Source organism: Shewanella sp. SM68 (assembly GCF_025653925.1).
GTDB lineage: Bacteria > Pseudomonadota > Gammaproteobacteria > Enterobacterales > Shewanellaceae > Shewanella > Shewanella oncorhynchi.
The window spans coordinates 35,584-50,509 of the sequence record NZ_JAKKRU010000012.1 but is presented as its reverse complement, the minus strand read 5'-3'; the positions used below and the strand labels follow the sequence as shown (position 1 = coordinate 50,509).

Below are 14,926 nucleotides of genomic sequence, written 5' to 3'. Positions count from 1 at the left end.
TGGCGTTACCTTTATTCTTTATTCGCTTGGCTAGCGAGTTGGCTTAACACTTGATCCTTAGTGAGCCAGAGTTGATTCAGCTGTTCTTGGAAGCCAATTTTAAAATCGCGGTCATTCATATAATCGCCGCGCATTGCAGGATCAATATCGGAGACCTTGATGTGTACTTTAACGCTTGGCAACTTGCCTGTCAGGTAGTCCCAATAGCTCGGTACTGCGTCTGGGTAGTAAATGGAGACATCGACTAGCTTGTGGATCTGTTCACCCATGGCTGATAGCGCGAAGGCCATACCGCCCGCTTTAGGTTTTAGCAAATGTTGGAATTGTGAGTTTTGTTTTTGATGCTTAGCCTTGCTGAAGCGCGTGCCTTCGACAAAGTTCATCACACTCACAGGCTTAGCCTTAAACTTAGCACAGGCTTTACGTGTAATTTCAATGTCTTTGCCCTTTAACTTAGGATTCTTACGCAACTGCGCTGTGCTATAACGACGCATAAAAGGAAAATCGAGTGCCCACCAAGCTAGGCCTAATACGGGCACAAAAATCAGCTCTTGTTTGAGGAAAAACTTTAAGAAAGGGATTTTTCGGTTAAAAATCCGCTGCAGGATCAGGATATCGACCCAAGACTGGTGGTTGGCAATCACCATGTACCACTCTTTAGTGGAAAAGTCGGTGTCACCACTCAGTTCAATCTTAACGGGATGTAAGCAACGCTCAATCACGCCATTAACACTGATCCAAGCGCTGGCACAAAAATCGAGTACATGGCTAGTCGCAGTCCTTAATGGACTGATAGGTATCAGTTTTATAAAACTGATTAACACGATTGGGATAGTCCAAAAGACGGTATTTATAACGTAACCTAAAAATGCAATACAGCCTTTTATCTGTGAAAACAGCATTCCCATCCGAGCCCCCTGACAAAAATTGGAGGCCTATGTTACTCGGTGTCGGCGTTTGGCTCAATCTTAGGCACTGCTGGTCGGTGCATTTGTTCATCTTCACTGTAAAGCGGCTGATTCAATATTGCTGGGATAGTCGTGCTAGCAACCTATCCATAGCACGATAACCCAGTGCTTGGGCAAGATGGCGGCGTTCGGTGTTAGGTGCTTGTTCAAGATCGGCGATAGTGCGGGCGACTCTTTGTATACGATGAAAACTGCGAACCGAAAGGCCAAGCTTGACCACGCTTTGCTCCAAAAACACTAAATCAGCATCACTGAGTCCACTGAAGCGTTTCAATTGTTTCCCTGTAAGTTCGCTATTGAGCACACCAGCACGTGCGAGTTGTAGCTCACGTGCTAGCTTAACTCGTTTGGCGATATCTTGGCTGGTTTCTGTCTGCGGCGCGGCTTGAGTCAAAGTGCCCGCGGGGAGTTTGGGGACTTCAATGGTTAAATCGAAACGATCGAGAAACGGACCTGAAAGCCGCGAAAGGTAACGTTGGATTTGTTCAGGGCTGGATCTATGATGGCTATCCAAGTCGCCACTAGGGCTGGGATTCATCGCCGCGATTAATTGGAATCGACTCAAAAATGTCAGCTTAGCGGCGGCGCGGGAAATCACCACTTCGCCGGTTTCCATCGGTTCACGCAGGCAATCTAAGACTTTACGAGGAAATTCAGCCACTTCATCCAAGAATAATACACCGCGATGGGCGAGGGAGATCTCCCCTGGTTTTGGGATACTGCCACCACCCACGAGGGAAATCGAAGAACTCGTGTGGTGCGGCGCCCTAAATGGTCGCTGTAAAAAATGCTGCGGTTTAATGTCGAGTCCAGCAACGGAATGAATTGCCGCCACTTCTAACGCTTCCTCATAATTGAGTGCAGGCAATAGTGCCATCATGCGGCTGGCAAGCATGGTCTTGCCAGTACCCGGCGGGCCTAGCATCAAGAGGTTGTGGTTACCCGCAGCGGCAATTTCGAGAGCTTGCTTGGCCTGATATTGGCCAATCACATCGCTCAGGCAAGTATGAGACTCGGGTGTCTCTTGGCTTACCCATTCTAACTGTGGCGCCAGTGTGGGCAGTTGATTTTGCCCTTGTAAATACGCGGCTAGACTTTGCAGATGCGAACCAAACAACACATTGGGATAGCCGACTAGCTCGGCATCGTGGCGGTTATCTAGCGGTAAGACCAAGGTATGGTCTTGGCGCTTTGCAGCGATAATCGCGGGCAATAATCCTTGGCAGTAACGTATGTGCCCTGACAGTGCCAGCTCGCCGACAAACTCGATATTTTTTAAACTGTTAATGGGAATCTGTTCCGAAGCGGCCAATATGCCCACGGCGATGGGTAAGTCGTAGCGGCCACCTTGTTTAGGTAAATCAGCTGGCGCGAGATTGACTGTTATCCGCCGCATCGGAAACTCGAATCCCGCATTGATCAAGGCACTGCGTACTCGCTCACGGGCTTCTTTTACCGAAGCTTCGGGTAAGCCTACAAGATTAAATGCTGGTAAGCCGTTGCTGAGATGCACTTCAACTGTGACTTGTGGAGCTTCGACCCCACAACTGGCTCGGGTATTGACACAGGCTATCGCCATAAACAAATCCTTTTGTTGATCTTTTTCGCTGAATTTGAGTGTAGCAGTAATTAATGGGAGGGGTTTCCTATCGCCTAGGTCGTTGCCCTTCTCATTAGCAAGCCGTTGACTCCGGCTTTGCTAATCGTGTGATAGGCTTGGCAATTTGCCTTATTTGAAGATGGCAAATAGTTGATAGAAATGATAAAAAACAAACATTGGAGTCGTGAGGTAAATATGGATATGTTGTTAGCAGAAAATTCCCCCATTCGTCAGCAGCTGCTAGAGCAAAAGTTGGCGCAGTTTAAAGACCCGCATCTTGCCCATAGGCTTTCGGCATTTATTCGAAGTAGTGTCGATCTCTATCCCTGTGCAATCGAAGATTATACTCAGTTAGGTAACAGCCGGCTGGGTGGATTGCCGGATTTGCCTGTCGGCATGGATTATCCGGTGACTTTGGTTGGACGGGAGGAGATGCTGGATGCTTACGCTGAGGAATTCGACCACACTCGCGAGTATATCGAGGAGCATTATTGTTGGTCGCAAGATTCGGATTGGGACGAGGCGGCACAAGCCTTCCGTGTGCCCATGCAATTTATCGCACAGCTCAACTGCAGCGACCTGAAGGCGTTTCAATCTTATTTGCCTCGAGAAGGGCGATTGTTGTTCTTTTTGGAGCGCTGGCGATTCTCAGAAATGCTTCGCGGCCATGTCTATTATGTCGCTGAGGATCAGCAACTGAACTCTGGGAAAGCGATTGCCGAGCTTAAGTTCGACGATGCGGTATGTGCAAACTATGAGTATGAGGCGGCTTATCAACTTAAGGGGATTGCCAGCATTAAGATGATAGCCACTGACATGATTAACAGTGACAACCCGCATTTATTGCGGTTAGCCAAGGCACGTTTACAAGCACTGCCAGAACCGCAACAAGCTATGGTGCTGGAGGCCCTAGAGGTTGCGGAAGATGAATTGGCACCAGAGTGGCAAGATCAGCTCTATTTCTTTGATCTGATGAAAATGAATAAGCATGGGTTAATTCCCGGGCAGATTTTCACTCAAGCGCAGTGGGCGGCACTACCTGAATGGCAGTCATCCAACCTGCAGGAATTGCTCGTTCCCGAGCAGCCGCTGCCCTATTTCGATGGGATAGCCAGCATTAATGGCCATGGTGATAGCCGCTATAAAGCACCCGAACTCCGCGCCGCAGCTGAATTAGGCGGCAATGCCGAAGATTATCTAGTACTGTTCAAAGTCGTCTACAGTGAGCATTCTATGCAATTGAATTTTATTATCCACCGGGACGATTTAACGTTAGGAAAATTCGATCGCATTTACTGCATTTATGATTATTAGTTCATTGAAAGGTTGGCTACAGCCAACCTTTTTGCTGGGCGATACGGGCTACACAGCAATAGGAGTACATCGAGACGATTGAAGGTGTATGTTGCGACCGATTAAAAGAAGAGTCACAAGCACAATTTAGTGCCTTTGAATGAATATGAGTTATAAAGGATTGATTCTGGGATAAATGATTACCACTGAATAGATTGAGTGCTTGATAGTTATATTTAATCATTTCAATCAGTTAATAGAGATTTGTCAACCTATGCCATTATATGAGGGCATCGTTGAGCAGTCTCATTTGGTTTACCCTCCACTGAAAATCATGGTTCCCCTCCCCACGACCTTGATTCAACTTGACCGCTAGGCTGCATTAACGTCTGAGTTCTAACTTGTATTCCTTTTAAGTCCCCGTCATTTTCTCCGTGGTTAGGTTGCAAGACTGACCATAAGGCCGCCACTTACCATCCCCATAAACATTCTGCTACTGAGCCACTCGAACTCCTTATACAGACAGGGTGTCGGAATAAATAGTCAGCATATAAAGTATACTTTGTATCATTTTGTGGTTTAATCGAAACATCTGCTGCCGATTTTAGCAACATTTTGGGCGGCGATGCGGTAACAAGGTTGTGAATCGATAATAATAAAGTGACCTCTTGTGAAGGATGACATTTGAGGGAACATGGTCGAGGAGAACTCGCCTATGCGTTCGTGGATGTTAGCGTGTGTGTTTATCTGTACTGCGGGTTTTGGTGGGGCAGCATGGGCAAAACTCGATGTGGTTTTTTTTAATCCTGGGGCTGTCGATGACAGTTTTTGGGGAGATGTCGACCAATTGATGTTGGCGGCATCGACGACACTCGATATTAAACTCGATATCATTCATTCCGATCGCAATCACTTCAAGATGATAACCCAACTCGATGAGTTGTTAGCTTCTGCAAAGGCGTTACCTAATTACGTTATTCTGGTTAATGAAAAACAATCCGCGATAAAAATGTTGCAGGCGCTTTATCCTCACCCTGTCTATGTGCAATTGATTTTAAATGATATTTCCCCTGGCGAGCGTGATGCCTTGCTGCAAGATCCCCATTGGCAAGAATATCTGTTACCCGCCATTATTCCCGATAATTACGCTATTGGTTCGGCGACCGCTAAGGCCTTAATGGACGATTTAGAAGGAAAGGCGGCTAAAGTTCTGTTGATTTCGGGCGATAAATCGACGCCTGCTTCAGTGCTACGTACCCAAGGCGCCAGTGACTATTTCTTTATGCAGTCCAATGCCACTCTGACTCAAACGGTTTATGGCCAATGGAGTGAGGCTGTGGCTTATGGGCAAGCGTTAACCCTGCTGAATCGTTATCCTGATCTGAATGTTATTTGGACCGCCAGTGATCGTATGGCGATTGGGGTGCTTAAGGCATTGAAGGAAACAGGTTTGGTGTCTGGTAAAGATGTATTTGTCGGTACGATCAATACTTCACCTGAGATTTTACAGCTTTGTCGCCAGCACTCTGTGAGTGTTATTGGTGGCGGGCATTTTTTGGTTGGCGCTTTAGGTTTGGTCGAATTGCAATATTATCAGCAGCATAAAAAATATCTCCCCTATGACAATGTTGCCTTGTTCGGTGTTTTGCAACCAGATTCGGCATTTTATCAAATGTTAGTTGCTCGAGATTGGCCACAGATTTTCCAGTCTCAGATTTTGAATAAGTTGCCCCTCAAGGCGTAATAACAGGTGTACATGAAGCATCATAATCATTCTATTAGCCACAAGATGACGCTGATTATTATTGGGGTGAGCTCGTTTTTTGCTGTGTTAACTATGCTGGTACAGTTGATTTGGAACTATCAGGATAGTATCGATAATGCGACTTCGGATATCCGCGAGTATTCAGAATCTATTTTGCCAAGCGTGGCTAAGTCACTGTGGGACGTCGACCGTAGCTTGTTATCGGATTTGCTCTCTGGACTGGGGATGATGCCATTAGTGTCGAGTGTACATTTAGACAGTATCGATGGCGTCACTATGCATCTGGGTAAACCTTTGTTAACCGATGATGAGTCGCAAACTCTATTTCACTATCCTGTGACCTATCAAGAGCAGTCGATAGCGACTTTGACCGTAGGGTTAGATACCAATCGGCTTTACTACGAGCTGTGGCGGCAGTTGATTTTTATCGTGCTCGGTAATGGGTTAAAGACCCTATTGATGATTTATTTGATTTTGACCTTAGTGCGACTCATGGTGACAGATAGATTGTCGGCATTGGAAGATTTCACTAATAAAATCAATCTTAACTCGTTAAAAAAGTTATTTGTGCCCGAGACGGTAACCGCAAGACCCGATGAAATAGCCCATGTGGCATTGTCACTTAAGGGTATGTATCAAAGGATACGTAATGATTTAGCCATCAATAAACGTCAGCAACGTGCACTGCAACAACAGCAGCATTTATTGTCTGACTTAGTCAAAGAACGAACTAAAGAATTAGATTGGCAGTCGCAGTCGAATCAATTGTTGGCAGAGATTTCGTTGCAATTTTTGAGTATAGATACCTGCAATGTGGATAAAACCTTAACTGAGGTATGCCACAAAATAGGTCAGTTATTTGATGTTGAAAGGGTGAGTCTTCTCGAATTCAATCAGCAGCATGCCTATTACCGCAGCTTTTGGACCAGTGACTTACACGCAAATAAGGTCCAAGTGATTTCGGTAGATAATATTGCTCAACTGGCTAAAAAATTCGAGACGGAATCGACCTTAGTGATTGAGGATCTTGAGGCGTTAAAGGCTTTTTCACCACAGGAATATGAGGTAATGAAATCCGTGGGGATATGTTCGATTGCCGCCTTTGCGATTAAAAATGCTGGGGAGTTATTGGGATTGCTCTCGCTGTCGACTGTGTCTCGGCCATTAAATTGGAACGCCCAGAAAAAGAATATGCTGACCCAATTCGCCTCCGCATTGAACGAGTTACTGCTACGCGAACAGAAAGAGCGTCAGATGATAGTGCTACAACAAGCGCTGGTTGCCGCGAATAGCCAATTAAAGGTGATGGCTGAAACCGATGAGTTAACTGGCTTAGCTAATAGACGACCCTTTACTGAAAGATTAGCTACAGTGCTAGAAGCTAACACTCCAGCGGGATTGTTAATGTTAGATATCGATTATTTCAAATCCTACAACGACACTTATGGTCATCTTGAAGGCGATACTGTGCTTAAACGGGTGGCTGATGCCTTAGCACAGTGCGATATCCTGCCGCACAATGCTCTATTGGCTCGCATTGGTGGTGAAGAGTTTGCTTTGGTCGTCGAGCAGGTCACGCCAGCACAGTTAACGGCTATTGCTACGCAACTGTGTTATCTCGTTGAGCAACTCAATATTCCCCATCAAGTATCTCCCTTGGCTGTGGTGACGATCAGTATTGGCAGCGTGTTTTTGCCATTAGATAAGATCTCTGGGTTTAAGATGGCCGACGTATTACGCCGCGCCGATGTTTGCCTCTATCGCGCTAAGGATAAGGGTCGCAATAGAGTCGAGGTTGAAGTGATTTAATGGGAGCCGGTTGAAGGTGATGTTACTCTTTCGCCAAGATATCCCAACGCGTTGCTGGATTGGCTACTGAGCTTCAAGAGTCTAGGCTCTATGCTGCAAAATTGGAGACATATTCGGTTTGCATCACTACGCCACAGACGCCCTCAATCATGCTAACTAATTGATAACATTTATATGAAACATAGCGGTAGATAAGTCGCTAAGATAAAAATTACTCAAGGTGAGGTAATATTAGGCGGCAGATGAGATATAATCTGTCGCCTATTGTCGATTTAGCGATGCACTCTGAGTGACATCCATGCTGCCATTCTGGACGTATTTTACGTAACGCAACTAAGCAAAGCCACGACTGCATAGTCAATTCTATTGGCTTAAATGTACGTTCTAGCAGCTCAATATCAAAGCCACCGCGCTCGGATGTCTAATGCCATCGAGTCGAGTAAAATAATTAAATGCTGTATATTCAGTCTCTTTGACATAAAACATTACTTAAATGATGCAAGTGCATTAGCGCTATGCGTGGGCTGCGAGAGCGGAGTCACGCATAACTCGTGAATTTGCAGATATACTGAGTGCACCCTAAGGATTGTCATCTAAGCGCTCATTCATCTTAGGGATGAAAGTGGTCAATACAATCTTGTTGTGCAGCGACCAGACAAAGCAAACTTTGCTCAAATACAATGAATTCAACTGACTCGCGAGCAATAAGGCGCGGGTTGGTCCTAGTTAGTCCAGTGTTAAATGAAAGGTGTTACATGAGTCTCTTTGATAACGTGATGATTATATTGTGTCTAATCGGCGCGAGTTGTTTTTTCTCTATGTCAGAAATTGCACTTGCCGCTTCACGTAAAATTCGTTTACGTCAGTTAGCCGATGAGGGCGATGCACGAGCAGAAAAAGTGCTGCAGTTACAAGCCGTTCCCGGGAGCTTTTTTACGGTAGTACAAATTGGTCTTAATGCCGTTGCCATCATGGGCGGTATTGTGGGTGAGTCGGCATTTCGGCCTTACTTCTATCAGTTGCTTTCCCCTTTAGTTGCCGAGCCTTGGCTGAGCCAATTGAGCTTTGTTTTATCCTTCATAACGGTAACCAGCGCCTTTATTTTAGTCGCCGATTTAATGCCAAAACGCATTGCCATGGCGATGCCTGAGCCCGTCGCTTTAGCTGTTGTCGGGCCTATGTCTTTCTGTATTGTGCTATTACGCCCATTAGTGTGGTTTTTCAATGGCATGGCGAGTGGTATCTTTAAACTGCTGCAGATCCCAACCGTGCGTAACGATGCCATCACCTCCGACGACATTTATGCCGTCATGAATGCGGGTGCCGAAGCTGGGGTGCTAGATCGCGGTGAGCAACAGATGATGGAAAATGTGTTTGAAATGCAAACCGTTTCTGTGACTTCGGCCATGACGGCCCGTGAAAGCTTAGTGTACTTTTTACTGCAAGACAGTGAAGAAGATATCAAGCGTAAAATTTCTGAAGATCCCCATACTAAGTTCCTCGTCTGCGATGGTCAGTTGGATATGATCAAAGGCTTCGTGGATGCGAAAGAATTGCTGATCCGTGTGATCAACGGTGAGAATATCATCTTAAAAGGCAGTAACTTAATCCATACTTCGCTGATCATTCCCGATACGCTGAGCCTGTCAGAAGCGATGGAATACTTTAAAAATAGTCGCGCCGATTTTGCCGTGGTCATGAACGAATACGCCTTAGTGGTGGGGATTGTGACAACTAACGATCTACAGCGCGCCGTAATGGGGGCTTGGTCATTGCACGAGAGCGAAGAGCAGATCATCGCCCGCGATAGTAACTCTTGGTTAGTCGACGGTGTGACGCCTATTACCGACGTAATGCGCGCCTTTGGTATTGAGGAGTTTCCGCATAATCAGAACTACGAAACCATTGCTGGTTTTATGATGTATATGCTGCGTAAAATCCCTAAGCGTACGGATTTCGTGAACTATGCGGGCTATAAATTTGAGGTGGTCGATATCGATTCGTACAAGGTCGATCAGCTATTGGTGACCCGTATCGATCCTATTGATAAGCTCAACTCGCCGGATGTGTAATCCTGTTATCTTGTGTTGATTGCCTTGCGATAGAAATCCTGTGGCAATAGCTCGTTAGCACCAATTTGATCGCAACTGTTCGATAGTGAAGCGGTTCTCTTTAGCTAAGTTTTTAGCTTTTTGAGAGCCGTTTCGGTTTTCTATCTCGTTGAAACTATTCACTCGCACTTTTATTTTGTATTACTTTCCCCGTTTAAATCACATCCAAAAACGCATTAACGATGGGATCATCAAGTCGTTTCACTTTGCAGCAGCAACCTAACTCGAACGGTGGAATCTCCACCGGCGACGAGAGTAGCTGAATGCGATCTCGCACTGGGCTATTATTGATCACCACTTCGGGGCTCATGCTCACGCCACAACCTAACGCTACCATAGAGGCGATCGCTTCTTGGCCCGACACTTGGGCGTAAATATTAGGGCTGATGCCCATTTGTTTGAACCAGTTATCGGCGCGGCGCCGTCCTGGGCCGTGATCTGGGATGATAAAGGGTACGCTCGACCAATCGATGGGCGTTTGACTCACTTGTTGCTGTACTGCACAGCGGATCGTCGGTGCGATAATCGACAGTGGCACATCGTCGATTTTGGCAAAATGTAAGCTGCTGGGGAAAGGATCGGGCAGGGCGGCGATGGCGATATCGGCGCGATTCTGCTGCACTTCTGCTAGCGCGTTGGCTGCATCTCCCGTGGTTAAGGCGATTTCGACGAAGGGATGCTCTTGGCGGAATAAATCCAATAAACCCGGTAAATGACTGTAGGCAGCAGTGACCGAGCAATACAGATTCAGCCGACCGCGCAGTACGTCCTGCTTGAGATCGATACTGTGCTTGAGTGTGCTCCAATGGTTCAAGGTCTGCTCGGCGAATCGCTTAAATTCGTGTCCCGCGTGGGTTAAGGTCACGCTGCGATTATCCCGCTCTAACAGCTTAGCGTTCACTTCTTCTTCTAATCTTTGCAGTGCTCGGCTTAAGGTCGATGGGCTCACATGCATCTGCTCCGCGGTCTTGGCGAAGTGTAAACTGTCACATAAGTGCAGGTACAATTTGAGGGTACGAATATCCATAACTTATCCTGTTTAGCCTGAGCCTGAGCCTGAGTGCTGCATATTGCCGCCGATGTTGCTGCCAGTGTTACTGAGCGTTATTGCGGCTGACGTTGCGCATAATGCAATATGAAGTTCCGAATATATCATTTTAAGCAATGATAAGCATGGGTTATAGTGATTTCAATCACAACCAAGTCGTAACATTATGTTAGTTTGGTTGCGTCCAAAATTTCTGACTTATAGGTGGTATATCAGATGGCTAACTATTTTAACTCTCTGAATTTACGTCAACAATTAGCACAGCTTGGCCAATGTCGTTTCATGGATCGTTCTGAGTTTAGCGACGGCTGTAACTACATCAAAGATTGGAATATTGTTATTTTAGGTTGTGGTGCTCAAGGTCTTAACCAAGGCTTGAACATGCGTGATTCGGGTCTGAATATCTCTTTTGCCCTGCGTCCTGAAGCGATTGAACAGAAACGTGCCTCATGGCAAAAAGCAACCGATAACGGTTTCCGTGTCGGTACCTTTGAAGAATTAATCCCCGCGGCGGATCTGGTCCTTAATCTGACGCCGGACAAACAGCATTCAAACGTAGTTAACGCGGTTATGCCACTGATGAAGCAAGGCTCTACCTTGTCTTACTCACACGGCTTCAACATTGTTGAAGAGGGTATGCAAGTTCGTTCCGATATCACTGTGGTGATGGTTGCGCCTAAGTGCCCAGGCACTGAAGTGCGTGAAGAATACAAACGTGGTTTTGGTGTGCCTACCCTTATCGCGGTTCACCCAGAAAACGATCCAAACGGTGACGGTTTAGAGATTGCTAAAGCCTACGCTAGCGCAACGGGTGGAGACAGGGCCGGTGTTTTACTGTCGTCTTTCATCGCAGAAGTGAAGTCGGATCTGATGGGCGAGCAAACCATTCTGTGCGGTATGTTGCAGACGGGGGCCATCTTAGGTTACGAGAAAATGATCGCCGATGGCGTTGAGCCAGGTTATGCGGCCAAGCTTATCCAGCAAGGTTGGGAAACGGTCACTGAAGCACTGAAACACGGCGGCATCACTAACATGATGGACCGTTTATCTAATCCAGCCAAGATTAAAGCATTTGAAATTGCAGAAGATTTAAAAGAAATTCTGCAACCATTATTTGAAAAGCACATGGATGACATCATCAGCGGCGAATTCTCACGCACTATGATGGAAGACTGGGCAAACGATGATGCGAACTTACTGCGTTGGAGAGCCGAAACTGGCGAAACAGGTTTCGAAAATGCGCCCGTATCGAGCGAGCATATCGACGAACAAACCTATTTCGACAAAGGTATTTTCCTTGTTGCTATGATCAAAGCGGGTGTGGAACTGGCGTTCGACACTATGGTGTCTGCGGGTATCGTGGAAGAGTCGGCTTATTACGAGTCACTGCACGAGACCCCACTTATCGCTAACACGATTGCTCGTAAGCGTTTGTACGAAATGAACGTAGTGATTTCAGACACAGCCGAATACGGTTGCTACCTGTTTAATCACGCCGCCGTACCTATGCTGCGCGACTACGTTAATGCCATGTCATCTGAGTATTTAGGTGCTGGTCTGAAAGACAGCGCAACCGGTGTCGACAACCTAACGCTCATCGCTGTTAACGAAGCGATTCGTGAAACGGCAGTGGAATATGTTGGCGCTGAGCTTCGCGGTTACATGACAGATATGAAGAGCATTGTTGAGGCTTAAGTGATAGTGAGTTAAGCCCAGCATTGGGGGAGAGGGTTGATACTCAAAGGACTTGGGTCTCAGCTCGGTTCCCAAGCAAGCTCAAGATAGTGAAACGCGCATCTTGAGCTTGCTTAGTGATAAATCAGTTAGTGAGAAACAAATTTTTTCCTGTTCAGTGGGTTGTCGAGCGGGCAAAAACGACACAGTTAGTGAGTCTATCGTTCAGTAGGTGAATCGCGCCGACTGAGGCTCAACAGTTAACGTTTTACTTTGTTGTTTTGCATTGTCTCGGCAGGGAAGCTGAATTTTTTTGACAAAAGATATTTTTTATTGTGTTTGGCTGTCGCTTTATGGTAAAGCTAATAGCTCGCGCTAGGGCAAAGCCCAAAGCGAAACTAACTTTCATGCAATATCCCAATTTTAGAAACACCGATTAGGAATCCATATTGATGTTTAACCAAGCTGCCAAGCTCATTCTCGTGATTATTACCGTCGTGATTATTAAATCACAGCGGGGGCGGCGCATGGCGAACTGATAGACCTAAAAGGTTAAAAGTTTCGAAAGAACCCCCCGCTCCGAAAGGACCGGGGGGTTCTTCGTTTCAGGGCCTAGAGCAAGGTTCTAAGCTTCGAAAGAGTAAAAAATTAGCGTCGATTTTCGGCAATTCAGGACTAACGTAGCGAGAGAGAATATGGAACCAGGGCAGATGATCAGAGGTGCAGACGCGGTAATCAAAGTGTTAGCAGCACATGGAGTCACCACAGTGTTTGGTTACCCAGGTGGTGCCATTATGCCAATATACGATGCCCTCTATGGAAGCCCTGTTGAACATCTCTTAAGCCGTCACGAACAAGGCGCCGCCTTTGCCGCCGTAGGATACGCAAGAGCCAGCGGTAAAACCGGCGTGTGCTTCGCGACCTCAGGCCCAGGCGCGACTAACCTGATCACTTCCTTAGCCGACGCGCTGTTAGATTCAGTGCCTATCGTGGCCATCACAGGCCAAGTCTCCACCGCCGTTATCGGCACCGACGCCTTTCAAGAAATCGACGTGCTGGGCATGTCACTGAGCTGCACTAAGCACAGTTTTATGGTGACAAACATCAACGATCTTATCCCAACCTTGTATCAAGCTTTTGAGATCGCCGCATCCGGCCGCCCTGGCCCTGTGTTGGTCGATATCCCGAAGGATATCCAACTCGCTCACCTCGAATACCGTACACCTTTGCTGGCCGTCATGAACGAACCCCAAGCCGAGATGAGTGATATCGACGCCGCCCGTGCGCTGTTGGCTGAGGCTAAACAGCCTATGTTGTATGTCGGCGGTGGTGTAGGTATGGCGGGCGCGGTCGATCAACTGCGTGAGTTTATCAAAGTGACGGGCATACCTTCGGTCGCAACCTTGAAAGGGCTGGGCAGTATCGCCCACGGCACACCCGGCTACTTAGGCATGTTAGGCATGCATGGCGGCAAGGCCGCTAACTTAGCGGTACAGGATTGCGATTTGCTAATCGTGGTTGGCGCCCGTTTCGACGACAGAGTCACCGGCCGTTTAGCGAGCTTTGCCGACAAGGCCAGAGTGATCCATTTAGATATCGACGCCGCCGAACTGGGCAAATTACGTATGCCAGAGGTGGCAATTGCCGGTGACTTACGCCAAATCCTCCCAGCCTTAGCCATGTCGATGAACATTACGCCTTGGCAGGCTGAAGTGGAGCATTTATGTCGTAAGCATCAATGGGATTATCAACACTCCGGCAGTTTGATCTATGCGCCTGCGCTGCTGCGCCGTTTAGCCAATAAATTACCCGAAGACAGCGTTGTTTGTTGCGATGTGGGCCAGCACCAAATGTGGGTGGCCCAGCATATGTGGTTCCGCCGTCCAGAAGATCATCTGTCCAGCGCGGGCTTAGGCACTATGGGCTTTGGCTTGCCCGCCGCCATTGGTGCGCAAGTGGCCCGTCCCGATGCGACAGTGGTGACTGTCTCTGGTGATGGTTCTTTTATGATGAATGTGCAGGAGCTGACCACCATCAAACGCCGTAAGCTGCCGGTGAAAATCGTGCTGGTTGATAACCAAAAGCTTGGCATGGTGAAGCAGTGGCAGCAGCTATTTTTTGAAGAGCGCTACAGTGAAACGGATTTATTCGATAACCCTGATTTTGTCTTATTGGCCTCTGCTTTTGATATTCCCGGCCGCACTATTTTTTCTTCCGACGAAGTGGAAGAAGCCTTAACCGAAATGTTAGCGGCTAAGGGCCCGTATTTATTACACGTTGCAATCGACGATGCTTTTAACGTTTGGCCACTGGTGCCCCCCGGCGCCTCAAACAGCGATATGATGGACGAAATGGAGAAACAAACATGATCCACTCTCTGGAATTAACGGTTCAACAACGCCCCGAAGTGCTTGAGCGTGTTTTGCGCGTGACTCGCCATCGCGGCTTTACGATTACCCAAATGCAGATGCGTATGAATGACGATGCGAGCCTGTCGTTGGATATGGAGGTCGATAGCGAACGTGCCATCGAACTGTTAAGTAATCAGCTGAATAAACTGATTGATGTGACCCAGTGTAAGGTATTGTTACCGCTGAGCTTGCAACAAACGGCTAATGCTTAAGCATTAGACATGTGAATTAAGAATACGATTTTCGA

Annotated in this window: 10 protein-coding genes; 7 read left to right on the top strand and 3 right to left on the bottom strand. The window is 47.1% G+C overall.

All coding sequences use genetic code 11. The annotated features are described in order from the left end of the window. Nucleotides 1-11: 11 nt before the first annotated feature. Complete coding sequence (locus tag L5M40_RS17910; RefSeq protein ID WP_105250476.1) at nucleotides 12-908, bottom strand: acyltransferase; 897 nt, start codon at nucleotides 906-908, stop codon at nucleotides 12-14. Nucleotides 909-1,020: 112 nt separating this feature from the next. Further along, a complete protein-coding gene (locus L5M40_RS17905) occupies nucleotides 1,021-2,547 on the bottom strand; it encodes a YifB family Mg chelatase-like AAA ATPase (RefSeq protein ID WP_105250475.1) in 1,527 nt (508 codons plus the stop codon). A 216-nt stretch (nucleotides 2,548-2,763) separates the two neighbouring features. Here L5M40_RS17905 and L5M40_RS17900 point away from each other — a divergent pair, with 216 nt between their 5' ends. The 4 genes from L5M40_RS17900 to L5M40_RS17885 all read left to right on the top strand — a co-directional run bounded on the left by L5M40_RS17900 (nucleotide 2,764) and on the right by L5M40_RS17885 (nucleotide 9,507). Continuing rightward, a complete protein-coding gene (locus L5M40_RS17900) occupies nucleotides 2,764-3,882 on the top strand; it encodes a YwqG family protein (RefSeq protein ID WP_263256992.1) in 1,119 nt (372 codons plus the stop codon). 694 nt (nucleotides 3,883-4,576) lie between these two features. Further along, on the top strand, nucleotides 4,577-5,605 hold the full coding sequence (locus tag L5M40_RS17895; RefSeq protein WP_198573256.1) for an ABC transporter substrate-binding protein: 1,029 nt from the start codon (nucleotides 4,577-4,579) through the stop codon (nucleotides 5,603-5,605). A gap of 45 nt (nucleotides 5,606-5,650) precedes the next feature. Then, nucleotides 5,651-7,435 (top strand): GGDEF domain-containing protein, encoded by a 1,785-nt coding sequence (locus tag L5M40_RS17890; protein ID WP_263257028.1) that lies wholly within the window; start codon nucleotides 5,651-5,653, stop codon nucleotides 7,433-7,435. Nucleotides 7,436-8,190: 755 nt separating this feature from the next. After that, nucleotides 8,191-9,507 carry a hemolysin family protein gene (locus L5M40_RS17885; RefSeq protein WP_105250472.1) on the top strand — a complete coding sequence of 439 codons (1,317 nt, stop codon included), beginning with the start codon at nucleotides 8,191-8,193 and terminating at the stop codon, nucleotides 9,505-9,507. A gap of 193 nt (nucleotides 9,508-9,700) precedes the next feature. Here L5M40_RS17885 and ilvY read toward each other — a convergent pair whose 3' ends face one another. Further along, nucleotides 9,701-10,573 (bottom strand): HTH-type transcriptional activator IlvY, encoded by an 873-nt coding sequence (ilvY, locus tag L5M40_RS17880; protein WP_263256990.1) that lies wholly within the window; start codon nucleotides 10,571-10,573, stop codon nucleotides 9,701-9,703. 237 nt (nucleotides 10,574-10,810) lie between these two features. Between ilvY and ilvC the strand changes: the two genes are divergently transcribed. The 3 genes from ilvC to ilvM all read left to right on the top strand — a co-directional run bounded on the left by ilvC (nucleotide 10,811) and on the right by ilvM (nucleotide 14,891). Further along, nucleotides 10,811-12,289: a ketol-acid reductoisomerase gene (gene ilvC, locus L5M40_RS17875; protein WP_131524931.1), complete on the top strand. Its 1,479-nt coding sequence runs from the start codon at nucleotides 10,811-10,813 to the stop codon at nucleotides 12,287-12,289. Nucleotides 12,290-12,963: 674 nt separating this feature from the next. After that, nucleotides 12,964-14,637, top strand: coding sequence for an acetolactate synthase 2 catalytic subunit (gene ilvG / locus L5M40_RS17870; RefSeq protein ID WP_263256988.1), 1,674 nt, complete (start codon nucleotides 12,964-12,966; stop codon nucleotides 14,635-14,637). After that, nucleotides 14,634-14,891: an acetolactate synthase 2 small subunit gene (ilvM, locus tag L5M40_RS17865; RefSeq protein WP_006083459.1), complete on the top strand. Its 258-nt coding sequence runs from the start codon at nucleotides 14,634-14,636 to the stop codon at nucleotides 14,889-14,891. The genes ilvG and ilvM overlap by 4 nt, the downstream gene beginning before the upstream one ends. The last annotated feature ends 35 nt before the right edge of the window (nucleotides 14,892-14,926 follow it).

Excerpts from the sequence above, each read along its gene's own strand:
- L5M40_RS17910 (WP_105250476.1), bottom strand. The coding sequence starts at position 908 with ATGGGAATGCTGTTTTCACAGATAAAAGGCTGTATTGCATTTTTAGGT.
- L5M40_RS17905 (WP_105250475.1), bottom strand. The coding sequence starts at position 2,547 with ATGGCGATAGCCTGTGTCAATACCCGAGCCAGTTGTGGGGTCGAAGCT.
- L5M40_RS17900 (WP_263256992.1), top strand. The coding sequence starts at position 2,764 with ATGGATATGTTGTTAGCAGAAAATTCCCCCATTCGTCAGCAGCTGCTA.
- L5M40_RS17895 (WP_198573256.1), top strand. The coding sequence starts at position 4,577 with ATGCGTTCGTGGATGTTAGCGTGTGTGTTTATCTGTACTGCGGGTTTT.
- L5M40_RS17890 (WP_263257028.1), top strand. The coding sequence starts at position 5,651 with ATGACGCTGATTATTATTGGGGTGAGCTCGTTTTTTGCTGTGTTAACT.
- L5M40_RS17885 (WP_105250472.1), top strand. The coding sequence starts at position 8,191 with ATGAGTCTCTTTGATAACGTGATGATTATATTGTGTCTAATCGGCGCG.
- ilvY (WP_263256990.1), bottom strand. The coding sequence starts at position 10,573 with ATGGATATTCGTACCCTCAAATTGTACCTGCACTTATGTGACAGTTTA.
- ilvC (WP_131524931.1), top strand. The coding sequence starts at position 10,811 with ATGGCTAACTATTTTAACTCTCTGAATTTACGTCAACAATTAGCACAG.
- ilvG (WP_263256988.1), top strand. The coding sequence starts at position 12,964 with ATGGAACCAGGGCAGATGATCAGAGGTGCAGACGCGGTAATCAAAGTG.
- ilvM (WP_006083459.1), top strand. The coding sequence starts at position 14,634 with ATGATCCACTCTCTGGAATTAACGGTTCAACAACGCCCCGAAGTGCTT.